Here is a 19,916-nt window from a genome sequence, read left to right on the forward strand (position 1 = left end):
GTCTTCACGAGGCGGGCTCCGGTTCCGGATGGATGACGGCTGGGGCGGCGGGCACGGGGCGCTCCGCCGGCGGCCGGGACTCGACAGTCACCGCCGCCACGGCCCGGTCGCGGGCCATCTGCCGCAGACGGCGCCGCGACAGCTCTCCGGGCCGGCGGCCGCCCGCGATGCGCGCGGCGACGAACAGGATCATGACGATCGTCATCAGCGCCAGCGCGGCGCCGAAGGCCCGGACCTTCATGTCGGCCTGCGGGTAGCGGACGTAGTTCCAGACGTACAAAGGCAGGCTGATCTGTGCACCGCTGAAGGGATTCGCGTTCTTGCGCGGGGTGAAGCCGGCGGTCAGCAGGACCGGCGAGGTCTCCCCCACCGCACGCGCCATGCCGAGCAGGATCGCGGTGGTCAGACCGGAGCGCGCGGTGGGCAGCACCACTTGCCAGACGGTGCGCCACTGGCTGCCGCCGAGCGCGTAGGAAGCCTCGCGCAGGGTGTTGGGGACCACCCGGATCACCACCTCGGAGGCGCGGGTGACGATCGGCATCATCATCACGGTCAGCGCCAGCGACGCGGCGAATCCGCTGCGGTCGAAGCCGAAGGCCAGGATCCACGCGCCCAGGACGAACAGGCCGGCGACGATCGACGGCAGCGCGGTCATCGCGTTGACCACGGTGCGCACCGGCTGCGCGAGCCGGCCGCCGATCTCGGACATGAACACCGCGGCCGAGATGCCCAGCGGCACCGCGAACAGCGTCGCCAGGCCCAGCTGCTCCACCGAGCCGATCATCGCGTGCAGCACACCGCCGCTGTTCAGGCCGTCCAGCGGCCCGGTCTTCTGCATGTCGGTGGTCAGGAAGTTGCCGTGTCCCAGCACGTCGGACCCGCGCCAGGCGACGTAGGCGATCTGGTCCGCCAGCACAGCCAGCACCAGCAGACCGGCGCCGGTGAACACGGCGGACGCGAGCTTCTCGCGCACGTGCCGGGCCTCCCACTGGGTCCGGGCGATCCCCCAGTAGAAGGACAGGAACGCCAGGTACCAGCACAGCCAGAAGCCCAGGGCGCCGGAGAAGGGCATGATCCGCTCGTACACCAGCCAGACCAGCCCGAGCGCGCCGGCCGCGGCACCGGCCAGGGTCCCGACATCGGCCGCGGTGACCGAGCCGGGCCGGACCTGGACCTGGCCGGCGTTGTCCAGGTAAGCGGTGCGCGCGCCGGAAGCGGTGGGGTCCACAGTGAAACTCCGTCCGGCGGAGTCGACGTACGTCATGGCGGCGTCAAACCTCTCACTCATTGGTCGCGGCGCCGGAGCGCGAGCGCGAGATGACCGCGGCCGCGACCAGGTTGACCAGCAACGTGATCGCGAACAGCACGAGCCCGGCGGCCATCAGGGCGGACAGCGCGAGCTTGTCGGACTCGCCGTAGCGCAGCACGATCAGCGAGGAGATGGAGTTGGCTCCGGCCTGCAGCGGATGCGTGGTGATGACGAACACCGGCGAGATGATCAACGCCACCGCGATGGTTTCACCCATGGCCCGGCCGAATCCGAGCATCACCGCGCCGATCACACCGCCCTTGCCGAACGGCAGCACGACGGTCCGCACCATGCCCCACCGCGTGGATCCCAGGGCGTACGCCCCCTCGCGCTCCCCGACCGGCGCCTGCGAGAAGACCTCGCGCGACAGCGAGCAGACGATCGGTATCACCATCAGGGACACCACCACGCCGGCGATGAACGCCGACTGGGTGTAGGAGGCCGCGATGCCGCCGTTGCGCACTTTCAGGAACGGCAGCACACCGCCCAGATGGGTGGCCGCCCAGCGCTCGATCCCGATGATGCGGGGCGTGAGGAAGAACAGCCCCCACAGGCCGTAGACGATGCTCGGGACCGCCGCCATCAGGTCGATCAGCGAGATCAGGGCCCGGCGCGCCCCGGAGGGCGCGTACTCGGAGATAAACACCGCCGCGGCCAACGCCACGGGCACCGCGATCAGCAGCGCGATGCCCGCGATGATGATCCCGTCCAGCAGCACCGCGCCGACACCGAACCGGTGCGCCGCTGTCTGCCACCGCTGCTCGGTCAGGAACGACCAGCCCGTGGCGTGCAGAGCCTGCGCACCCCGGGTGGCCAGGAACAGCGCGATCAGGCCCATGATGGCGAACACGGACAGACCGGCGGCCCGGAAGACCACCCGGAAGATCCGGTCCCCCCGGGAAACCCCGGGGATGATGTGGATCGGCGTCTGGTCCCCGGCGGCCGGATCACTCCCGGAGCCGGGATCGGACGGCGGCACGGGCGGTGCGCCGAAGATCTCGTCGACGAGGCCCTCGGCCCCCGCCGGACCGGCGCCGGCCATCGCCGGCCGGCGCCCCGTCGAAGCCTGCACCGCGCTCACTTCCCGAAGCGGCGCTTGGGCCGCGGCAGTCGCAGACCTCTGACCCGCGCGCCGAGTCCGCCCGGCGCCGACAGGAACAGCGCGGCCGGACCCGCGGCGACCAGCACCAGCCCGATCACGAGCAGGATCGGCAGGACGAGTCGGCCCGGCCCGGCCTTGTCGGCGGTCGCGTTGCCCACCGCGGCCGCCGCGGTCGTGGAGCCGCCCAGGCTCCGGACCGGACCGCTGCTGCTGACGGCGCCCTTCGAGGAGGAACCGGTCAGGCCGCTGGTGACGCCCCCGCCGCCGGCACCGAGGGTGCTGGTGAGGTAGGACACCGAGGGCGTGCCGTTCTTCGTGACCGTGACCGGCGTGACCACCAGGCTGCCCGAGGTGGTCGGCGAACCCGTCACCGTCGGACCGGAGCCCGTCACCGTGGTGGTCGGCCCGGGGCCTCCCTTGGGCCGGATCGCGGCGATCGCGACCCCCGCCTGGTTCTCCTGGGTCGGGGTGTTCGCCACGTAGCCGGGCGCGAGCTGGCCGGGCGCGGTGCCCGGCGACTGGCCGCTGCGGTTGTCGGTGACCGCGGCCAGGAAGTCGGCGATGTGGGTGGCCTTGGCGTCGGAGACACCCGAGGTCGGAGCCATCGCGTAGGCCGGCATGGTCAGCGGGTACGCGGCGGTGTCACCGGCGTAGGCGGTGTGGGCGACACCCCACGGCAGCGACTGCGTGCCGGTCTTGGGATCGGTCACGTAGTCCAGGGCCGCGGACGCCATACCGGGAGCGGTCGGGCTCACGTAGGACCCGGCGTCGTTGAGCAGGGACGCGGTCGGCAGGCTGAAGGCGGCCGCGCGACCGGTGTCCATGATGGCGATCACGCCGCGGGAGCCCAGGTTCTCCGCCGCGCACTTGGGGTGCCCGCCGGTCACGTTGGACAGGTAGCCGGCACCGACGCACGTGGGCGTGGCCGCGAGCAGGTGCCGCAGCACGTCGTCGAGCCCGTCCTGGATCGGGTTCCACTCGAAGCTCTTGAGCACGCCGTAGTCCCGGGAGGTGCCCTGGGGGTCGACCGGCTGTCCGGTCGCCGGGTCGATCGCGCGGCCCGTGGTCGGGTCGATCGGCTCGCCGGTGGAGTCCTGCGGAACCAGGTTGTCGATCGGGTAGGGGTAGACCGACGTCCGGTACTTGGTGTCGACGTGCATGCCCCACTGGTCGGGCGTGCCGCTGAGGAAGTCCCGGGCGTTCTTGTCGGACATGATCCAGGTCGTCAGCTGGTGGACCATGTCGGTCTTGCCGCCCATGACGATCGGCAGCGTGTCCGGGCCGGACAGCCCCGGGCACACCGGCCAGGAGAAGGCACCGCCGGTCGGGTTCAGGGCCAGGAACTCGGGGTCGTTGTACAGGCACGTGGGGTTTCCCGCCACCGACTGCACGTCGGCCTTCTGGCCGGTGAACGCCTCGAGGTCGTAGGACTGCGTCAGCAGCTTGGCGAGCAGCCGGGCGTTGAGCTTCATGTTCCTGATGGGCAGATGCGTCACCGGATCGTCGACGGCGAATGTGATCGCGATCCCGTCGTTGGCCAGCGGTACGTAGGTGTAGGGCCGCGCGCTGCTCGCCGCCGGATCGGCCGGCAGCGACGTGAACGCCACGTCGGCCCCGGGACCGCCGGTGAGGAAGTCGGTGCGGGCCTGCGGTTCGGTGAGACCGCTGGCGTAGTTGACCGTCACCGGGTTGTTCCCGGCCAGGCAGGAGCCCACCACCCACTGCGTCAGCGCGCGGTCGAGCATCGGCATGCCCTCGGCCGAGATACCGGTCGCGCTGGCGGCGCAGGCGCCGGGCACGGGGGCGAAGGAGATCGGGACGACCGTGCGGTTCTGCCAGGCGCACTGCTCGCCGCCGGAGAAGTTGAGACCGTCGAGGGAGTCGAAGGTCACGTCGGACGCCTCGTTGCCGCCCTGGACGGAGCTGGGGACGTCGAAGTCGTGGGCGTGCGGCCCGTTGCAGTTCGGCGAGAAGTCGGGGGTGCCGTTGCCCAGCGGGTCGCCGCCGTAGTTCGGCTCGACGACGATCGAGCACTGATGGGTCGCGTCGCAGCCGAGGGTCGGGCTCTGGCTCGCGGTGTAGACCTCGAAGTCCAGGCTGCCGGTGCCGTCGCCGTTCGTGACCGCCGCCAGCTCGTTGTTGGGGAAGTCCGGCGCGTTCAGCCCGGTGGCCACCGCGTTCTGCTCGAAGCCGTCGACGGTGCCCGGGGCGGCGGTCTGGCCGTAGTGGTTGGACCCGTAGCAATCGGTGATCTTCGGGTTCGTGCCCTTGCATTCGTAGACGACCACCGGATAGGCGACCGTGTTCCAGCCCGGGGCCGCGCCGACGACGACGTACGAGCCGCCGGTGCTGGGGGTGAACCCGGTCCAGGACACATGGACCACCTGGTCGACCAGGTTCTGCGTCTGGGAGACGGTCACGGTCCCGTCGGGACCGGTCGTCTGCGTCGCCGGGAGCCACACCGGCGGTCCCTGGACGGTGACCGACGTGGCGTCGGCATGCGCGACGGCGGTGGTGTGCGCACCCGGAGGCAGCAGTACCAGGGCGGTCATGAAGGTGACCGTCCAGGCGAATACCGCGACGGAGTAGGCCCTCAGGCCTTTGCGACGCCGGGCTCCCGCTTCACGGGGCGACATAGGGAGGTACCTCCGAGATCGAAAATCAGGGGACGCACATCATTGGCTCGCCCGAGGGCGACCAACGCCCGGCCACAGAGCGGCCAAGGCGGAAACGCTGGCCGACCGCGAGTCGGCGCCGAGGGGAAAAAGCGGCGCTCGGCCCGCGGTCGGTGACGGGTGGGGCGTCTTCAGGAGGCCGGCGTGTAGCTGACGTTCAGGGAGCCGACGGTCTGCCCGGCGGTGAAGAAGGTGGTGTGCAGCGCGCTGTCCAGGTACGCGGCGCCGGCCGAGTCGAGGACGGCGTCGCCGTTCAGCGTCTGCGGCGTGGTGCCGATGCCGCTGCCGATGGTGTTCAGGCCCAGGTCGAACAGGGCGACCGGCGCGGTCGCGCCGTCGGGAACCGCGGCCAGCGCCTCGGTGTCGCCGCCGAGGGTGACCTGGTGCAGGCAGACGATCCGGCCGGTGCGGGCGTCCGCGAACGCCAGCCCGCCGCCGAGGGTGACGGTGCCGGTGAACCGCGCCAGGTCGGCGTTGCCGCCGGTGACCGGGAAGGTCACGGTGGCGCCGGTGGTGCTGTTGTAGCTGCCGGTGGCGGACGGGAGCGGCACAGCCGCGATGCCGGACTGCAGCGCCGAGGTGATGAAGGCGTTGGAGGCGGTGAGGGCGACGGTGCCGGAGGCCGGGGTGCCGGTGGCGCTGGCGGCCGGGAGGGCGAACGCGGTCGCGGCGAAAGCGGCGGCGGCGGCGAGCGAACGCACGGCGATGCGGTTCATGGGAACTCCTTGATTCTGGGACGGGAAAAGGAAAGACCGGGCCCGCCAGCTCGTCCGCGGACGGTCCGACGGGCCCGATCGTTACTTCAGGTACTTCGGGTGTTTCAGGTGCTTCAGGTGCTCAGATCAGTACGGATCCGATGCTCAGTCGGGCACAGAGCCCTGCTGATGTCAGATACCGGCCTGGGGCGTACCGCAGCCGCTGCCCAGCTTGTGGAAGCCGAAGCTCGTGACCACGGCCTGACCGGTGGTGCCACACAGCCAGCCGCCGGTGGTGCCGTTGTTGCGGCCCAGCAGGCCCTTCAGGCGCGGGCCCTCGGTGGCGTCGGACCAGTCGCTCTGACGCACGACGTGGTAGACGCTGCGGGTGTAGGTCCCCGACAGAGCGCTGTTCCAGTCCTGGCTCGCCGTCAGGATCTGCGCGGTGGTGTCCAGGGTGCGGACGGGGGACAGGTAGCCGGGCAGGTCGCTGCCGCCGCCCTTGCTGTCGTAGGCCTGGCCGACGTAGTGGCTCAGGGAGTACGGGTAGATGACGTCGGGGTCGTTGAACACCGCGTCAGTGCCCTCGTTCTCCTCCGGGCCGTAGGACTCCCAGCACGGCTCCGTCGTCGCCGTGATGCCCAGCGCCTTCAGGAAGAACGCGCGGGTGCCGGAGCTGGCCTGCGGGAGGTAGACCTTGATGGTGTCGGTGGAGGCGGTGTGGTTCGTGGGCAGGCTCGCCCACGTGGTGTAGGTGCAGTTGTAGATGCCGGTCAGCTCCGCGCTGGTCAGCGTCTTCGGCCCGTTGGTGTCGGCCGGGGAGGTCGAGGTCGGGGTCTTCGACGACCAGCCGACGCCGTCCACCGCGAACGGGATGAACCAGTCGGTGGAGCCGGTGTTCGGGCCCCGCGAGGAGCGGGCGATGTCGACGGTGGAGTTGGTGGTGGCGTTCAGCTCGGTGATACCCGCACCGGAGCCGTTCGGCCGGGCGATGCTGCCGGCGCCGGACTTCGGCGTGATCGAGGCGGAGCCGGTCGCGTCCCAGCTGTAGTACTTGCCGGTGCCGTCGGCCAGGCCCGGGTAACCGCCGGTCCGGTCCGACGAGATGCCGTTGTCGAGCGCCTGGATGGTGTCCGAGCCGACCGACACGATGTCGGTGGAGTTCGGGGTGACCGTCGGGTCGGCCGAGGCGGTGCCCATGGACGCCGCGACGACGCCCAGGCTGACCGCGGCGACCGCCGAGGTCATAGCAAGCTTACGGGTGACAGAGCGCATTACTTTCCTCCTGCAAGGGGGACTGGTCCTTGCGGGAATGACATTCGCCGAACGGCTCCGTCCCGACCAGGGTTCAAGGTCTTTACGGCCCGCGGCCGAGCGCGCCGCGCCCCGCACAGATGTGCTGCTGAGGGGGTGTGTGAGGACCCTGAAACACAGCGGGGCGGAACCCGGTGTGCTTCCGGCAGTGGCGCGGTAGTGCCGTCTTCGGGGCCCCGCGTTCATCTCCGGACGTGCCGGTAGCCGCACTCGTCGGTGATCTGGTTCCATCCGCGCACGGTGCCGTCGAAAATGCGCTGAAGGTCGGCGGGGCTCAGAACGCGCGGGGCGTCGCCGCCGGCGTACGCTGTGGGCCCCCGCATTCCGGGACGTATTCAGTCATCCTCCGATGAGTCGGTAACTGCGTACCGACCACCATCACCGAAGGCGACTGATCGTCACAGCCCCCTCACCCACGGTCGCGGAAGCGCGCAAAGTCGCGCACGGGTACCCGCGAGCGGCGAACGGGCAGACCACAGCACACCCGCCGACCGCTCCCCCGCGGTGTCGCCCGCACCACGAGTGTTTCCCTCAGTACCGTCCCGGCGCCGTCCTGGACACGCCTCGTTCATCTCCCGCGGCGGGCGAATCCCGACAGGGCGTTCAGGAATCCGGTCGCTCCGCCGCGGCACTGGTCCGGGCGGAGGTAGCCGCGGGCGCTGCGGGCCACGATCACGCCCGCGCTCATGCCGGTGCCGGTCACGCGCACCGGCAACGCCGCCGACCACCACCAGTCCGGACCGTCGGCGTCCCGGCCCAGGCGGATGCTCAGGGCGTCCCGGTCGGCGACCAGTTCGCGCCAGGCCGCGTCCAGGGCCTCGTCGCTGCGGTAGGCGCCGGCGGAGCGGGCCAGGGGGCGGCCGTTCGCCGCCAGCAGGACCCAGACCAGCTCGCCGTCGCCACCGCGCACCACCAGCGCTCCGGGCATCTCAGCCGTCGGCGGCCAGCAGCGCCAGGAACTTGGCGACCGCGATCTGGCAGGTGGCGTAGCGCTCGTAGGACCGGATCGACCTGGCCAGCGGGGTTCCGCTCGGGGACTGCAGGACCCAGGTCCAGCCGGCTCCGTCCTTCACATGACTGATGCGCGCCGACAGGTTGGGCGCGTCGCGCCGTAAGCGGGAGTAGGCCCGGCGTGCCTCGTCCGCGGCGGAGTACGCCGGGGCGGAGATGGCCACGATCCGTCCGTTGCTCGCCTTCGCCCGCCAGCGGTAGCGCCCGTTCTCAGCGCGGTCCACCAGCACCCGTCCGCTCTCGTCCCGAACAGTGTCCATGGCATTCCGCCCAACACTCGAGCTCAATTTTGAAGGTTCTCGAGCGATCAATCTAGGCGTGCTAAGCAAACCAAGCGCCGGGAAACGTCCGACCATGGACATCTGTTCGCCTACCCGTTGCGCCTTAGTCGCTTACGAGGCGTGATCACCTGTCAGAGCACTGAATCACCGGTGAGGAGCGCCCGGCCCGCGAGCCCCAGTCAACCGCTTCAGCAAACCGCCCGCCACCCGCCGTTCGGCCGTTCACAACCAGCCGAACCGGCGGACACCGAGCGAAGCCGGGCGCACACCCGGCGCGACCGATTGCTCGGCTCGATCACGGGTATGGCGGCATACCCGCAAAGAATTGGTGCTTTCACGGGACCGTTCCTCATAGCATCGACGTCTACGCTGGCTTGGTTCGACAGGACACCCACCAGATCGGAGACACACGTGCGGATCACCGTGATCGGCACCGGCTACCTCGGTGTCACCCACGCCGCCTGTATGGCCGCCCTCGGCTTCGAGGTGATGGGGCTGGACGTCGACGTGGAGAAGGTCGCCGCCCTGGCCTCCGGCCACGTCCCGTTCTACGAGCCCGGGCTCGAGGAGCTGCTGCGCGAGCAGATCGCCGCCGGCCGGCTGTCCTTCACCTCCGACTACACCGAGCTGGCCGAGTGGGCCGGCGACGGCGCGGTGCACTTCGTCAGCGTGGGCACACCGCAGAAGAAGGGCGAGTACGCCGCCGACATGGTCTATGTCGACGCCGCGTTCGAAAGCCTCGCCCGGGCGATCGCGCACCAGGGCCGCTCGCTGCTGGTCGGCAAGTCCACGGTCCCGGTCGGCACGGCCGGCCGGATCGCCGAGCTGGTCGCGCAGCTCGCACCGAACGCCGAGCTGGCGTGGAACCCCGAGTTCCTGCGCGAGGGCTGGGCGGTGAAAGACACGCTGCACCCCGACCGCCTGGTCATCGGCGTGCGGTCGGAGCAGGCCGAGGCGGACCTGCGCCAGGTCTACGCTCAGCTGCTGGCCGAGGACGTGCCGCTGATCGTCACCGACTTCCCGACCGCCGAGCTGGTCAAGGTCTCCGCCAACTCCTTCCTGGCGGTCAAGATCTCCTTCATCAACGCCATGGCCGAGGTGTGCGAGGCGGCCGGCGCCGACGTCATGCAGCTGGCCGAGGCACTGTCCCACGACCCCCGCATCGGCGGCCGCTACCTGGTCCCCGGTCTCGGCTTCGGCGGCGGCTGCCTGCCCAAGGACATCCGGGCGTTCATGGCCCGGGCCGGCGAGCTCGGGGTGGACCAGGCGCTGGCCTTCCTCAAGGAGGTCGACGCCATCAACATGCGCCGCCGGGCCCGGACCGTGGACCTGGCCCGCGAGCAGTGCGACGGCTCGCTGCTCGGCAAGCGCGTGGCGGTCTGGGGCGCGGCGTTCAAGCCGGACTCCGACGACATCCGCGACTCCCCCGCCCTGAACGTCGCGGCGTCCATAAACCTGCAGGGCGCGCAGGTCACGGTCTACGACCCGAAGGCCACGGACAACGCCCGGAAGATGTTCCCGACCCTGTCCTACGCCGACTCGGCGATGGAGGCCGCGGACCAGGCGGACGTGATCCTGCACCTCACCGAGTGGCAGGAGTTCCGGGACCTCGACCCGGTGGCGGTCAGCGCCCAGGTGCGCCAGACCAGGATCATCGACAGCCGGAACGCGCTGGACGCGGCGGCCTGGCGGACCGCGGGCTGGACCTACCGGGCCCTGGGCCGGCCCTAACGGACCAGCTCGGACTCACTAGCCGATCAAGGGCGGGCGCCGCGAGGCGACCCGCCCTTCTTTACATCTCTTTCACCGCGGTCCCGCGTTGTAAGACATCCGAGCAATCCCACTACCGCTTAGAGAAACTTACCCGCCGTAGCATTGGTAGTGCGCGCAACCTAACTTCTCACAACAGGGCGGGTTCCCCATGACCAAGCAGGTTGAGAAGGTAGACCGGGTCATCATCCGTTTCGCCGGCGACTCCGGCGACGGTATGCAGCTCACCGGTGACCGGTTCACCTCCGAGACCGCGGCGTTCGGCAACGACCTGTCGACGCTGCCCGACTTCCCCGCGGAGATCCGGGCCCCCGCCGGGACCCTGCCCGGCGTGTCCGCGTTCCAGCTGCACTTCGCCGACCACGACATCCTCACCCCCGGCGACGCGCCGGACGTCCTGGTGGCGATGAACCCGGCGGCGCTGAAGGCGAACCTGAAGGACGTCCCGCGCGGCGGCACGATCATCGTCAACACCGACGAGTTCACGCCCCGCGCGCTGACCAAGGTCGGCTACCCCGCCGACCCGCTGGAGGACGGCTCGCTGGACGGCTACAAGGTGCACAAGGTCGCGCTGACCACGCAGACCGTGAAGGTGCTGGAAGGCCACGACATCTCCCGCAAGGACGCCGAGCGGGCCAAGAACATGTATTCGCTCGGCCTGCTGTCCTGGCTCTACCACCGGCCCACCGAGGCCACGGTGGCGTTCCTGGAGAAGAAGTTCGCCAAGAAGCCGGCCATAGCGGCCGCCAACGTGGCGGCGTTCCGCGCCGGGTGGAACTACGGGGAGACGACCGAGGACTTCGTCGTCTCCTACGAGATCGCCCCGGCCCCGATGCCGAAGGGCACCTACCGGAACATCCACGGCAACCTGGCCCTGGCGTACGGCCTGATCGCGGCCAGCCACCAAAGCGGGCTGCCGCTGTTCCTCGGCGCCTACCCGATCACCCCGGCCTCGGACATCCTGCACGAGCTGAGCAAGCACAAGAACCACGGCGTGCGGACCTTCCAGGCCGAGGACGAGATCGCCGGCATCGGCGCGGCACTCGGCGCCAGCTTCGGCGGGTCGCTCGGGGTCACCACCACCTCCGGCCCCGGCATCGCGCTGAAGGGCGAGACCATCGGCCTGGCGGTGAGCCTGGAGCTGCCGCTGGTGATCTGCGACATCCAGCGCGGCGGCCCGAGCACCGGCCTGCCGACCAAGACCGAGCAGTCCGACCTGCTCCTGGCCATGTTCGGACGCAACGGCGAGGCCCCGGTGCCGATCGTGGCGCCGCGCTCCCCGGCCGACTGCTTCGACGCCGCGGTCGAGGCCGTGCGGATCGCCGTCACCTACCGCACCCCGGTGTTCCTGCTCTCCGACGGCTACCTGGCCAACGGCTCGGAGCCCTGGCACATCCCGGACGTCGCCGACCTGCCGGAGATCGCCCCGAACTTCGCCGCCGGCCCGAACAAGGTGCTCGAGGACGGCAGCGAGGTGTTCTGGCCGTTCCTGCGCGACCCGCAGACCCTGGCCCGGCCGTGGGCCGTCCCCGGCACCCCGGGCCTGGAGCACCGGATCGGCGGCATCGAGAAGCAGGACGGCACCGGCAACATCTCCTATGACCCGGCGAACCACGACCTGATGGTCCGGACCCGCGCGGCCAAGGTGGCCGGCATCGACGTCCCCGACCTGGAGGTGGACACCGGGCCCGATGCGAATTCAGGCTCCGGCGAGGCGAAGGTCCTGGTCCTGGGCTGGGGCTCGACCTACGGCCCGATCCAGGCCGCGTGCCGCCAGGTCCGGCGCGACGGGCAGGCCGTCGCTCATGCGCACTTGCGCCATTTGAACCCCTTCCCGGAGAATCTCGGGCGCATACTGAAGGAGTACGACAGAGTGCTCATCCCCGAGATGAACCTCGGGCAGCTCTCCATGCTCATCCGCGCCCGCTACCTCGTGGACGCGGTCGGCTACAACCAGGTGCGCGGCCTGCCGTTCAAGGCGGCCGAGCTGGCCGGAGTGATCAAGAACCTGATCGGGTCGGACGCGGTTGCCCAGGAAGAAAAGGCGGGGGTCTGAATGCCGGAACTTCTGAAACTGACCACCAAGGACTTCAAGACCGACCAGGAAGTGCGCTGGTGCCCCGGCTGCGGGGACTACGCGATCCTGGCGGCGGTCCAGGGCTTCATGCCGTCCCTGGGCATCTCCCGGGAAGACATCGTGTTCGTCTCGGGCATCGGCTGCTCCTCGCGCTTCCCGTATTACATGAACACCTACGGGATGCACTCCATCCACGGCCGCGCCCCGGCGATCGCCACCGGGCTGGCCGCCTCCCGGCCGGACCTGTCGGTGTGGGTGGTCACCGGCGACGGCGACGCGCTGTCCATCGGCGGGAACCACCTGATCCACGCACTGCGCCGGAACGTCAATCTGAAGATCCTGCTGTTCAACAACCGGATCTACGGCCTGACCAAGGGGCAGTACTCGCCAACCTCGGAGCAGGGCAAGATCACCAAGAGCACGCCGTACGGGTCGCTGGACGCCCCGTTCAACCCGGTGTCGCTGGCCCTGGGCGCCGAGGCGACCTTCGTGGCCCGGACCATCGACTCCGACCGCAAGCACCTCACCTCCGTGCTCCAGGCCGCGGCCGAGCACCAGGGCACGGCGCTGATCGAGATCTACCAGAACTGCAACATCTTCAACGACGGCGCCTTCGAGAACCTGAAGGACAACTCCGTCCGGGACCGGCACCTCATCCGTTTGGAGCACGGGCAGCCGATCGCGTTCGGACCGGACGACGAGCGCTACGGCATCGTGCGGATGCCGGACGCCACGCTGAAGGTGGTGCCGCTGGAGCAGGCCGGGGATGCCGTGCTGATCCACGACGCCCACACCCCGGAGCCGGACCTGGCGTTCGCGCTGTCCCGGCTGCCGGACCCGGCGACGCTGTCCCCTACGCCGATCGGGGTCTTCCGGGACGTCACCCGGCCGACGTACGACCAGCTGATGGCCGACCAGCTCGACGACGCCGCGCGCACCCTCGGCTCGGGCAAGCTCGACGAGCTGCTGACGGGGTCCGACACGTGGACGATCTCGTGAGAGGTCGATGACACTCCCCCGTTCGGCCCTGCCGAGCGATGAGTTCGACCGTGATGCGACAGTCCTGGTCGCAAACGCAGAGCTCATGATCGTGAACGCCCCTTCCCGCGTGCGGGCAGGGGCGTTCACGCGGGCGCAAACGAAATGCAAACGCCCTCAAGTTGGATGATCTGATCTCCGAGGTGATAGGACAGACCTTCGGCATGGGCATAGGGACCATGTTGGTCCTTTGTATCCCGCCGAGATGAGGCAACTTGCGATGAGCAGAACCAGCACGGCCGCGCCGAAGCCGGCCGGCGCGGGGGCGAGCGCGGTACCTGTCGCGGCGCCCGGGGCCCTGGCCCCGGACGTCAACCTTCCCGAGAGTCTCAGCTACCGCGTCAAGAAGCGTCTGCTCGGCCAGCCTCTGGTGAACGACCAGCTGCACGGCGAGAAGCTGTCCAACCCGGTGGCGCTCGGCGTGCTGGCGCCGGACTGCGTGTCGTCCTCGGCGTACGGCACCGAGCAGATGCTGACCCAGCTCGTGCCGTACTTCGGCACCGTGGGCTTCATGCTGGTCATGCCGGTCACCGGGGTGATCCTGGGACTGCTGCTCCTGCTCACCCTGTGCTACCGCGACGTGGTGCGGCACTACACCAAGGCCGGCGGCGCGTACGTCGTGGCCCGGGAGAACTTCGGGCAGAAGGTCGCGCAGATCGCCGCGGTCGCGCTGCTCATCGACTACATCGTGACGGTGGCGGTGCAGATCGCCGCCGGCACGGACGCCATCGCGTCCTGGATGACCTTCACCTTCCATGTCAACATCGACAACTGGAAGATCTACATCTCGGTCTTCGTGATCATCCTGCTCTGCTTCGGCAACCTGCGCGGCATCCGCGAGGCGGGGCGCTCGTTCGCGGTGCCGGCGTACTTCTACATCGTGATGGCCGGCGTGACCGTGCTGCTCGGCCTGGTCAAGCTGGCCACCGGCAACCTGGCGCACTCCACGAGCGTGCACGACCAGGCGAACGGCGCGCTGCACCTGGGCGGCTACACCGGAACGCTGTTCCAGGTCACCGCGATCCTGTGGATCCTGAAGGGCTTCGCCAACGGCGGCTCCTCGCTGACCGGCCTGGAGGCCATCTCCAACGGCGTGTCGGTGTTCAAGAAGCCGGCCGGCAAGAACGCCGCCAAGACGATGATCTGGATGTCCACGGCGCTGGGCTCGCTGGTGCTGGGCATCTCGATCCTGGCCTGGCAGCTCAAGACCGACCCGTACAGCAGCGGCAACCCCACGGTGCTGGCCCAGATCACCAAGCTGACCTGGGGCGGGCACGGCTTCGGGACGGTGATGCTGACCCTGGTGCAGCTGGCCACGGCGCTGATCCTGTACACCGGCGGCAACACGTCGTTCAACGGGTTCCCGTTCCTGACCTCGTTCGTCGCCGAGGACAACTTCCTGCCCCGGCAGTTCCTGGTCCGCGGGCACCGGCTGGCGTTCTCCAACGGGATCATCGTGCTGACGATCCTGTCGCTGGCGCTGCTGATCGGCACCGGCGGCAACCTGACGTCGCTGGTCGCGCTGTACGCGATCGGGGTGTTCACCGGCTTCGTGATGGCCTCGGCGGGTCTGTTCAAGTACCACCTGTCGCGCAACGAACCGCACCGCCTTTGGAAGATGTTCGTGGCCGGGTCGGCCTGCGTGATGTCGTTCGCGGTCGTGGTGATCTTCGCGACGGTGAAGTTCACCGAGGGCGCGTGGATGGTCGTCATCGTCTTCCCGCCGGCGGTGTTCGGCCTGATCCAGCTGAACAAGCGCTACCGCCGCGAGGCCGAGGCACTGGCCAAGGCCCCGGCCTCGGCGGAGCTGCCGACCCGCACCCAGACCTCGATCCTGGTCCTGGTCGACTCGGTGGACCTGGCCGTGATCAAGACCCTGCGCTACGCCCGCTCCCTGCGCCCGACCGAGGTCCGCGCGGTACACCTGATGGTCGACAACCTGTACGCCGAGCAGCTGCGCAACCAGTGGGACGCCTCCCAGGCGGCGGACATCCCGCTGGAGGTCATCGAGGTCCCGGACCGCCGCATCCGCCGCGCGGCGATGGAGCTCGCGGCACGCGAGACCTCGGACAGCTACGAGGTGACCGTGCTGCTGCCCCGCCGCACGTACTCCCCGGTCGTCGGCCGCCTGCTCCACGACCGCACAGCCGACCGCCTGGCCGAAGTCCTCTCGACCCTGCCGCACGTGGTGGCCACGATCGTGCCCTTCGACGTGGTCGAGGCCATCGAGGAACTGGAACTCGCCGAGAAGGGCCGCAAGAGCAAGGTCCGCGAAGCCGAGGGCACCGGAGCCGCCAAGCCCCGCTCCACGAAGAAGATGCTCCTCGACGCCGAATGCGCCAGCATCCCCGACCCCGGCCACGGCGTCCCGGTCCCCCTGACCCCGATCGGCACAGTCCAGTGGCGCCAGCGCGCGGCGGTCGAGGGCCGCATCCGCTCGGTGGCGGTGTCCCCGGTGAAGGGCTCCCCGGCACTGGAAGCCGAACTCTACGACGCCTCCGGCGGCATCACCCTGGTGTTCTACGGCCGCCGCTCCATCCCCGGCATCGAGCCGGGCGCGAGCATGCGCGTCGAGGGCATGGTCGGCGAGATGGAGGGGCACCTGGCGATGGCGAACCCGACATACAAGCTGCTGCCGCGCGAGTACGGGGATGACGAGTAGCGGGTGGTTGTGGTGAGGCGCCCTTCGGACTTCGGTCCGGGGGCGCTTTGCTTTGGGGCGGGGCCGGCCTAGCTGCCGCGGGCGGCGGGGGGCGGCGGCATGAGTGCAGCTCGACAGCACGGCAAGTGCACGGCAGCAGCTGGCCAGCCACCGAGCACACAACCCTGGCATGGCGCGGCGGCACTCGGCAGCGCAGCGGCACTCGGCAGCGCAGCGGCACTCGGCAGCGCAGCGGCACTCGGCAGCGGCTGGGCCGGCCGCCGAGCGGGGGGGCGGGTGTGCGTGTGCCTTGGCGGTTGCGTTGGCGTTGGCGTTGGCGGTTGGCGTTGGCGGTTGGCGTTGGCGTTAGCGGCGGTACTCGGCGTCGGCGGCGCGCAGCAAGTTGTCAGCGGGCAGGCCGCGCGCGGCCGTAATAGCCCAACCCCTGATCCACCTGTGACAGGAGCAGTTAGCCGCCCTATCCTTCCCTCATGGCAGAGAGCGGGAGCGCCGCTGAGCAGCGGCTCGGGGTGGGGTTCGGGGTCGCGGCTTATGGGGCGTGGGGGTTGTTTCCGCTCTACTGGCCGTTGTTGGAGCCGGCGGGGGCCGGGGAGATTCTGGCGCACCGGATGGTGTGGTCGTTGCTCGCTGTGGTGGTACTGCTTGGTGTGCGGCAGGTGCCGGGGGGCGCTGCGAGGTGGGGGTGGGTGCGGGAGTTCGTGCGGGCGCCTCGGAAGGTGGCGATTCTTGCCGGGGCCGCCGCTGCCATTTCTGTCAACTGGTTCGTCTACATCTGGTCCGTGAATCATGGGCACACCGTTGACACCGCGTTCGGGTACTTCATCAATCCGCTGGTGACCGTGCTCTTCGGGGTCTTCCTGCTGCGGGAGCGGCTGCGGCGGTTGCAGTGGGCCGCGGTGGGGGTCGGTGCGGTCGCGGTGCTGGTGCTGGCCGTCGGGTACGGCAAGGCGCCGTGGATCGCGCTGGTTCTGGCCGGGAGCTTCGGGACGTATGGGCTGCTCAAGAAGGTCGCGGCGGTGCCGGCCGCGGAGGCCATGGCGGTGGAGTCCGCGCTGCAGTTCGTGCCCGCCGTCGGCTACCTGGTGTGGCTCGGGACGCGGGGCACGCTCGACTTCGGGCACCACGGGGCCGGGAACACCGCGCTGCTGATGCTCGCCGGGCCGGTCACGGTGGTGCCGCTGATCTGCTTCGGGGCGGCCGCGAACCGGCTGCCGCTCTCGGTGGTCGGGCTGCTGCAGTTCCTGGCACCGATCCTGCAGTTCCTGTGCGGGGTGCTGGTGCAGCACGAGTCCGTGCCGCCGGCGCGCCTGGCCGGGTTCCTGATCGTCTGGCTCGCGCTGGTGCTGCTGACGGTCGACGCGCTGCGCACGGCCCGCCGACGGCCGGCTCAGCCCGCTCAGCCCACGTCCATGTCCACGTCCACGTCCGACAGCGCGTCCAGCATCCGCGACAGCACCTTTACGCAGGCGTCCACGTCGGCCTGAGTCAGGTCGCCGCCGCCGATCTGGCCGAGCAGCCCGTGCTCCCGCGCGATCACCGCCTCGATCGCGCCGCGGCCGGCGTCGGTGAGCCGGATCAGCGACGACCGCCGGTGCGCCGGGTTCGGGATCGCCTCGACGAACCCGTGCTCCGCCGCGTCGTTCACCATCCGCTGCACGAACTGCCGGCTCAGCGCCTGCGCCCGCCCCATCTGCGGCACGGTCATCGGCCCGCCGAGGCGCAGCATGTCCAGCACCGCGCGCACCCCGGCGCCGACGCCCTCGACCGCGTCGCCGAGCTCCACCTTGCGCAGCACGCGCCGGTACAGCGGCCCGACCAGCAGGTACACCTCGGCCAGCCGGGACGCCAGTTCCTCGGGCGGGAGCGGTTCGTCGGTCATGGCTCCAGTATGACACCTAGGTTGCCAACCTCCAGAGAGAATGGCACCTTAGGTGTCATGAACGAGATCACTTTCGCGCCTCTCCCCGACGGCGGCCGCCTTGCCTACCGTGACGAGGGCACCGGCCCCCTCGTCGTCCTCCTCCACGGCGGCTTCCTCGACCACCGCCAGTGGACCGCGCAGCTGGCGACGCTGCCGGCGCGCTACCGCGTCGTCGCCCCGGACGCCCGCGGCCACGGCGACAGCACCAACGCCGAGGCCCCCTTCCGCCACACCGACGACGTCGCGGCCCTGATCCGCCACCTGGACGCCGGACCGGCCGTCCTGGTCGGCGTCTCGATGGGCGCCGCGACCGCGACCGACACCGCGCTGGAGCACCCCGAGCTGGTCCGCGCCCTGGTGGTCAGCGGCGCCGGCACCAGCGAGCCGGAGTTCGTCGACGACTGGACGCAGAAGACCCTGGACGCGGTCTGGCCGACGCTGTTCGCCGGCGACGTCACCGGCGCCCTGGAGGTGTGGAACAAGTTCACCGTCGGCCCGCGCCGCGTCCCGTCCGACCTCGACCCGGCGGTCCCGGCGCTGGTCGCCGAGATGACCGTGAAGACCTGGATGAAGCACACCGCCGACGAGCGCGACTGGTCCACGCACGCCGCCGACACCTGGGCCCGCGCGGCCAAGCTGACCATCCCGGTGCTGGCCGTGATCGGCGGCTCCGACTCCGACGACCACCGCCACAACGCCGAACGGCTCGCCGACAGCGTCGCCGGCGCCCGCAAGGTCACGATCGACGACGCCGCGCACTACCCGAACATGGAACACCCGGCCGAGTTCGACGCGGTCCTCACCGAGTTCGTCGACGCCCTGGCCTGAAGGGCGGCCCAGGGCCGGGGCATCAAGGCCGAAAACAAAGCGCGCCGACGACACCAGTCGTCGGCGCGCATCGCGTATCCCGTATAGCGAATACGGAAATGCTCAGGTAGTCCGCGAGATCACCACGTCGCACAGCGCCCGCATCGCTTCCTTCGCCGGCACCTCCGGCAGCGGCTCCAGCACCGCCTTCGCCTTCTGCGCGTACCCGCGCACCACGTCCCGCGCCTGCCCCATGCTCGGGTGCGCCCGCAGCAGCCCCAGCGCCTCGGAGAAGGCCGCGTCGTCGCTCGACAGGTCGGTGCGCAGCAGCTCCTGCAGCCGCGCGGTCTCGGGGTCCGCGGAGCCGTCCATCGCCAGCGCGATCAGCATCGGCAGGGTGTGCACGCCCTCGCGCAGGTCCGTGCCCGGCGTCTTGCCGGACTGCTCGGACTCCGACTCGATGTCCAGCAGGTCGTCGGAGAGCTGGAAGGCGACGCCGAACAGCTCGCCGAACTCCGCCAGTATCTGCTCCTGCTCGGCGGTGCAGCCGGCGAAGATCGCGCCGAACCGGCCGGAGGTGGCGATCAGCGAGCCGGTCTTGCCCGCCAGCACCTCCAGGTGGTGGTCCACCGGGTTCTGGCCGTTCTTGGGGCCCACCGACTCCGAGATCTGGCCGCTGACCAGGCGCTCGAAGGTCTCGGCCTGGATCCGCACCGCGTCCGGGCCCAGCTCCGACAGCAGCGTGGAGGCCCGGGCGAACAGGAAGTCGCCGGACAGGATGGCCAGCGAGTTGTCCCAGCGCTGGTTCGCCGAGGCCACCCCGCGGCGCAGCGCCGCCTCGTCCATGACGTCGTCGTGATAGAGCGTGGCCAGGTGGGTCAGCTCCACCACCACCGCGGCCTCCACGATGCCGGGGGCGGCCGGGTCGCCGAACTGCGCGGCCAGCAGCACCAGCAGCGGCCGGGTGCGCTTGCCGCCGGCCTGGGCCAGGTGCGAGGTGATCTCGCTGATGTAGGCGTGGTCGCTGCGGGTGTAGTTCAGCAGCACCTCCTCCACGCGGAGCAGGCCGTCCTTCAGAGCCACGGTCAGGCCCTCGTCCTGCTGCATGGCGATGCCGAAAGGACCCCAGCCCTGCGTCGTCTCTTGAAGCGGCGGGGTCAGCGTGCCGGGAGTACTCACTGCGGCGGCCTTCCAGGTCGGGGCGGTGGGGGCGGGTGGGTCGGGGTCGCGCTCGTTCGTCACAGGTGCTTCACA

General features: G+C 70.2%; 16 protein-coding genes. 6 read left to right on the forward strand and 10 right to left on the reverse strand.

The genetic code is table 11. The features are described from left to right. Positions 1-4: 4 nt before the first annotated feature. The 8 genes from pstA to ABH920_RS03840 form a co-directional block, all read right to left on the reverse strand. Positions 5-1,264: a phosphate ABC transporter permease PstA gene (gene pstA / locus ABH920_RS03805; RefSeq protein ID WP_370346833.1), complete on the reverse strand. Its 1,260-nt coding sequence runs from the start codon at positions 1,262-1,264 to the stop codon at positions 5-7. A gap of 16 nt (positions 1,265-1,280) precedes the next feature. Next, positions 1,281-2,390 carry a phosphate ABC transporter permease subunit PstC gene (gene pstC / locus ABH920_RS03810; protein ID WP_370346835.1) on the reverse strand — a complete coding sequence of 370 codons (1,110 nt, stop codon included), beginning with the start codon at positions 2,388-2,390 and terminating at the stop codon, positions 1,281-1,283. Then, positions 2,387-4,963: a hypothetical protein gene (locus tag ABH920_RS03815; protein WP_370346837.1), complete on the reverse strand. Its 2,577-nt coding sequence runs from the start codon at positions 4,961-4,963 to the stop codon at positions 2,387-2,389. Before ABH920_RS03815 ends, pstC begins: the two co-directional genes overlap by 4 nt. 254 nt (positions 4,964-5,217) lie before the next feature. Next, positions 5,218-5,802, reverse strand: coding sequence for a hypothetical protein (locus ABH920_RS03820; RefSeq protein ID WP_370346839.1), 585 nt, complete (start codon positions 5,800-5,802; stop codon positions 5,218-5,220). A 171-nt stretch (positions 5,803-5,973) separates the two neighbouring features. Continuing rightward, entirely contained in the window at positions 5,974-7,029 is a 1,056-nt protein-coding gene (locus ABH920_RS03825; RefSeq protein WP_370346841.1) for a hypothetical protein, read from the reverse strand. 248 nt (positions 7,030-7,277) lie between these two features. Continuing rightward, a complete protein-coding gene (locus ABH920_RS03830) occupies positions 7,278-7,418 on the reverse strand; it encodes a hypothetical protein (RefSeq protein ID WP_370346843.1) in 141 nt (46 codons plus the stop codon). Positions 7,419-7,663: 245 nt separating this feature from the next. Further along, positions 7,664-8,023: a hypothetical protein gene (locus ABH920_RS03835; RefSeq protein WP_370346845.1), complete on the reverse strand. Its 360-nt coding sequence runs from the start codon at positions 8,021-8,023 to the stop codon at positions 7,664-7,666. A gap of 1 nt (position 8,024) precedes the next feature. Further along, positions 8,025-8,366: a DUF1508 domain-containing protein gene (locus ABH920_RS03840; protein ID WP_194908936.1), complete on the reverse strand. Its 342-nt coding sequence runs from the start codon at positions 8,364-8,366 to the stop codon at positions 8,025-8,027. 432 nt (positions 8,367-8,798) lie between these two features. On the opposite strand from ABH920_RS03840, the gene ABH920_RS03845 reads away from it, so the two are divergent. The 5 genes from ABH920_RS03845 to rarD all read left to right on the forward strand — a co-directional run bounded on the left by ABH920_RS03845 (position 8,799) and on the right by rarD (position 17,418). After that, positions 8,799-10,118, forward strand: coding sequence for a UDP-glucose/GDP-mannose dehydrogenase family protein (locus tag ABH920_RS03845; protein WP_370346847.1), 1,320 nt, complete (start codon positions 8,799-8,801; stop codon positions 10,116-10,118). Between the two features lie 190 nt (positions 10,119-10,308). Next, positions 10,309-12,213 carry a 2-oxoacid:acceptor oxidoreductase subunit alpha gene (locus ABH920_RS03850; protein ID WP_370346849.1) on the forward strand — a complete coding sequence of 635 codons (1,905 nt, stop codon included), beginning with the start codon at positions 10,309-10,311 and terminating at the stop codon, positions 12,211-12,213. Then, a complete protein-coding gene (locus tag ABH920_RS03855; protein WP_370346851.1) occupies positions 12,214-13,233 on the forward strand; it encodes a 2-oxoacid:ferredoxin oxidoreductase subunit beta in 1,020 nt (339 codons plus the stop codon). It abuts the gene before it with no gap. A gap of 259 nt (positions 13,234-13,492) precedes the next feature. After that, positions 13,493-15,934: an amino acid permease gene (locus ABH920_RS03860; RefSeq protein WP_370346853.1), complete on the forward strand. Its 2,442-nt coding sequence runs from the start codon at positions 13,493-13,495 to the stop codon at positions 15,932-15,934. 470 nt (positions 15,935-16,404) lie between these two features. Then, complete coding sequence (gene rarD / locus ABH920_RS03865) at positions 16,405-17,418, forward strand: EamA family transporter RarD (protein ID WP_370346855.1); 1,014 nt, start codon at positions 16,405-16,407, stop codon at positions 17,416-17,418. Here rarD and ABH920_RS03870 read toward each other — a convergent pair. Then, positions 17,331-17,813, reverse strand: coding sequence for a MarR family winged helix-turn-helix transcriptional regulator (locus ABH920_RS03870; protein ID WP_370346857.1), 483 nt, complete (start codon positions 17,811-17,813; stop codon positions 17,331-17,333). The two genes, rarD and ABH920_RS03870, sit on opposite strands and share 88 nt — an antisense overlap. A 57-nt stretch (positions 17,814-17,870) precedes the next feature. On the opposite strand from ABH920_RS03870, the gene ABH920_RS03875 reads away from it, so the two are divergent. Further along, on the forward strand, positions 17,871-18,683 hold the full coding sequence (locus ABH920_RS03875) for an alpha/beta fold hydrolase (protein ID WP_370346860.1): 813 nt from the start codon (positions 17,871-17,873) through the stop codon (positions 18,681-18,683). A 102-nt stretch (positions 18,684-18,785) separates the two neighbouring features. Here the strand turns inward: ABH920_RS03875 and ABH920_RS03880 are convergent, their stop codons facing one another. After that, entirely contained in the window at positions 18,786-19,769 is a 984-nt protein-coding gene (locus tag ABH920_RS03880; protein ID WP_370347969.1) for a polyprenyl synthetase family protein, read from the reverse strand. Between the last annotated feature and the right edge of the window lie 147 nt (positions 19,770-19,916).

This window comes from Catenulispora sp. EB89, from assembly GCF_041261445.1.
Taxonomy (GTDB): Bacteria; Actinomycetota; Actinomycetes; order Streptomycetales; family Catenulisporaceae; genus Catenulispora.

Coding starts and splice junctions, on each gene's coding strand:
- pstA (WP_370346833.1), bottom strand. CDS start 1,264: ATGACGTACGTCGACTCCGCCGGACGGAGTTTCACTGTGGACCCCACC.
- ABH920_RS03815 (WP_370346837.1), bottom strand. CDS start 4,963: ATGACCGCCCTGGTACTGCTGCCTCCGGGTGCGCACACCACCGCCGTC.
- ABH920_RS03820 (WP_370346839.1), bottom strand. CDS start 5,802: ATGAACCGCATCGCCGTGCGTTCGCTCGCCGCCGCCGCCGCTTTCGCC.
- ABH920_RS03825 (WP_370346841.1), bottom strand. CDS start 7,029: ATGACCTCGGCGGTCGCCGCGGTCAGCCTGGGCGTCGTCGCGGCGTCC.
- ABH920_RS03830 (WP_370346843.1), bottom strand. CDS start 7,418: ATGCGGGGGCCCACAGCGTACGCCGGCGGCGACGCCCCGCGCGTTCTG.
- ABH920_RS03835 (WP_370346845.1), bottom strand. CDS start 8,023: ATGCCCGGAGCGCTGGTGGTGCGCGGTGGCGACGGCGAGCTGGTCTGG.
- ABH920_RS03840 (WP_194908936.1), bottom strand. CDS start 8,366: ATGGACACTGTTCGGGACGAGAGCGGACGGGTGCTGGTGGACCGCGCT.
- ABH920_RS03850 (WP_370346849.1), top strand. CDS start 10,309: ATGACCAAGCAGGTTGAGAAGGTAGACCGGGTCATCATCCGTTTCGCC.
- ABH920_RS03855 (WP_370346851.1), top strand. CDS start 12,214: ATGCCGGAACTTCTGAAACTGACCACCAAGGACTTCAAGACCGACCAG.
- ABH920_RS03860 (WP_370346853.1), top strand. CDS start 13,493: ATGAGCAGAACCAGCACGGCCGCGCCGAAGCCGGCCGGCGCGGGGGCG.
- rarD (WP_370346855.1), top strand. CDS start 16,405: ATGGCAGAGAGCGGGAGCGCCGCTGAGCAGCGGCTCGGGGTGGGGTTC.
- ABH920_RS03870 (WP_370346857.1), bottom strand. CDS start 17,813: ATGACCGACGAACCGCTCCCGCCCGAGGAACTGGCGTCCCGGCTGGCC.
- ABH920_RS03875 (WP_370346860.1), top strand. CDS start 17,871: ATGAACGAGATCACTTTCGCGCCTCTCCCCGACGGCGGCCGCCTTGCC.
- ABH920_RS03880 (WP_370347969.1), bottom strand. CDS start 19,769: ATGCAGCAGGACGAGGGCCTGACCGTGGCTCTGAAGGACGGCCTGCTC.